The organism is Novacetimonas hansenii JCM 7643, assembly GCF_000964405.1.
GTDB classification, from domain to species: Bacteria; Pseudomonadota; Alphaproteobacteria; order Acetobacterales; family Acetobacteraceae; genus Novacetimonas; species Novacetimonas hansenii.
The window spans coordinates 1-2810 of the sequence record NZ_BANE01000177.1 but is presented as its reverse complement, the minus strand read 5'-3'; the positions used below and the strand labels follow the sequence as shown (position 1 = coordinate 2810).

2 protein-coding genes are annotated in these 2810 nt (G+C 62.5%); both read right to left on the bottom strand.

Features of this window, described 5'->3' with window-relative positions:
* Window positions 1-788 (bottom strand): hypothetical protein (locus B7G66_RS12170; protein WP_048859229.1); only part of this gene is annotated, 788 nt, incomplete at its 3' end.
* Window positions 789-923: 135 nt separating this feature from the next.
* The coding region (locus B7G66_RS12165; RefSeq protein ID WP_048859228.1) for a ParB/RepB/Spo0J family partition protein at window positions 924-2810 on the bottom strand (1887 nt) is incomplete at its 5' end.

The following is a 2810-nucleotide window of genomic DNA, read 5'->3' as shown; positions in this document are numbered from 1 at the left end:
AATGACGCGATGCCGAGGCTTTTGCTGCCGACCTCGCTGTTCCAGGCATAGAAGCCCCGGAAATAGAGATCAGGATCGCCATTGGGCAGGCGCCCCGCCTCGATCGGATGCGTGTCGTCGACAAGAAACAGAAACACATCGCGGTCGGACGCATACAAGGTGGTGGTTTCCTTGGTGATGTCCACATAGGGATTATGGGTCATGGTCGCCCAGTCGATCACACCGGGCACCTTCCAGTTCGTATCGCCTGTGCCATCGCCAGCGATCTTGCGCACGGCGCCAACCAGTTCGTGGTCCCAGATGCGGCCGTAATCGGGACCGGTTACGGCGCGCAGTTCTACCCGACCGTCTTCCGTCTCCAGCGTTTTCACCAGTTCGGCCCGGTGAGACAGCAGGCCGTGCTGCAGATTGATCGCTGCCAGTGGGGCCGGCAGGTTACGCAGGTACGACGATGGGGCGCCGACCAGGCTGCACATCTGGCCGAAGGACCAGTGTGTGGGGGCGATCGGGTCACTCTGTCCCGGCACGGTCAGGGTCAGGCGCTCGGCATTGTCGCGGGACGCCTCGACGCGAATGCCGCGGCTTTCCACCGTGCGGGCCGTGGCCCGGTCTGCCCGCGCCAGGGTCGCGGCATGCAGGTCGGACAGCGAAAGATAGCGCTCGTCATCCGGGCGCGAGAACCACTCGGACGATACGCGGGCACTGCGTTCGCCGCGGGAAGGATCGATGCGGAAGCCGCCGGACGCGGCGCCACGGGATGCAGGAGGCAGGATGGTAGTCGTGGTCATGGAAACTCTCCTCTATGCCGGTTATTCGGCACCAAAGGCGAAGCCACCCTCTCCCTCTTTCCGGGGCGCCGGACATGAAAAAAGCGGCTTCCGGGCACCGGAAGCCGCTGTCTCACAATTTCAAAATCCATCGTTTTATTCGGCAGCAATGGCCTCGACACCTTCACCCGCTACCGTCATATCGGCAGATATGTCATCTGGCCGCCCTATCGTGCGCAACGCTTCTGGCAGCCAGCCGGAACCCTCCAGCAGCCGCTCGGCCTCACGCGCCATGTCGGGCTTTTTCAGATGCTCAATACGCGCAGCCGCCTCATCGCCGCGTGCTTCCCGGACCGCCTGCAGGATACGCGCCTTGGTCACCCGGCCGAGATAGTTCTCGGCGGTCGGCTGCCAGCCCGCCTCCACCATGTCGAGGCTGAGGGCCGATGCCAGACGGCCTGCCCTTTTGAGGCGCTCGGTCACGCTGCTCTGCGACACCGCCCCATACGAGGGCATGCGCTCATAAAGCGCGTTAACTCCGAAGGACAGGCAGTGGGCCAGCAGCGCCATGCGGCTGGTGTCGTCCAGCCCATCGATCCAGCGCCACAGCGCGTTCTCGTCCTCAGGTAGATCGTGCTTCCAGCCCTCGTTACGTTGACGCAGCGCATGGGCTGGCACACTGCCCGGCATGTCAGGTGAATGAACGGGCAGCGGGATTTCCCGGACATAGGCCTCAAGGCAGTCAGCCCCCGGTGTCTGCCAGTAAACATCCCTTACCAGCGTATGCAGGAATTCAGTCAGGGCAATGTGCGGATTGCTGGCGAACGCATCCCGCAGGGCCAGCGTGCGCCACGCCGTCAGTTCGGTGAGAAGCCGGTCGGGTAGCGGCTTGATCCCGTCTTCTTCTTCGGGCTCAACGTCGGGAACGGTAGTATCGCCCACCCCGTCCTCATCACCATCACCTGCGATATCTTCGTCGTACCGATCATGCGGATGATGACCATATTCATCGGGCTCTTCGGGCTCAGCCGGCATGTCCTCAGGCAGCACGAAGCCCCGCTCCACCTGCAATGTGCCATCGCTGGCTAGGCTGACGAAGGCACCTGCCCGCGCCATGTCGGCAGGATCGAACGCCAGAGGCCGTTCCTCCAGGGCAAGGATCGCCTGTTCAATCCCGCCCAGCCGTGCATCGACCTCGTCAGGGTATTCATCGGCCTGGGCATATTCAGCCTCAATGGCTTCCTGCTCAGCACGTAGGGCTTCGAGACGGGCGGTTTCTTCATCAGAGAGTGGCACTTCCGTGCCATCAATTTCCGCGAACTGCCGTGTGTGCCCCCATGGAAACGACAGGGCCGTCTCGACCCATTTCCAGCCCTCGGCACGGATGTCTTCGGCGGCAGCGTGCAGTTTTTCCATGACCAGCCGGTCCAGAATGGCCGGATCCTGCAGCCAGCCGCCGTCATCGGCCTCAAACAGGTCGCGCATGATGGTACCACCGGCCGCGAGATAGGTGTCCAGTCCCACGAAACGGGCACGGGCGTCCGACGCCCGCACAGTCTTTTCCGTCAACATGCGGCGGATGACGTAGGGTTCACGGTTATGGCTCTGGTTGACGATCTCCCAGACCTGTTCCTGTCGGGCATGATCGTCGCTGATGGAAAAGGCCATCAACTGTTCCAGACGCATGCCGTCCTGCTCATAAACATCGAGCAATTTGTCCGACACGGTCATCAGGCGCAGGCGCTGTTTGACCACGGTGGGCGCCACGAAAAACGCGGCGGCGATTTCTTCCTCGGACATGCCTTTTTCCAGCATGTCTCGAAAGGCGCGGAACTGATCGAGCGGATGCAGGGCCACGCGCTGGACATTTTCGGCGAGAGAGTCATCTTCGGCGAGTATGGACGTTCCGGCCTCGCGGACCACGCAGGGCACGGGCGCGGTCTTCGCCAGTTTCTTCTGCTTCACCATCAGTTCGAGGGCACGGAAGCGTCGGCCGCCGGCGGGCACTTCATAGCTGCCGGTTTCGACACCAGCATCATCAAG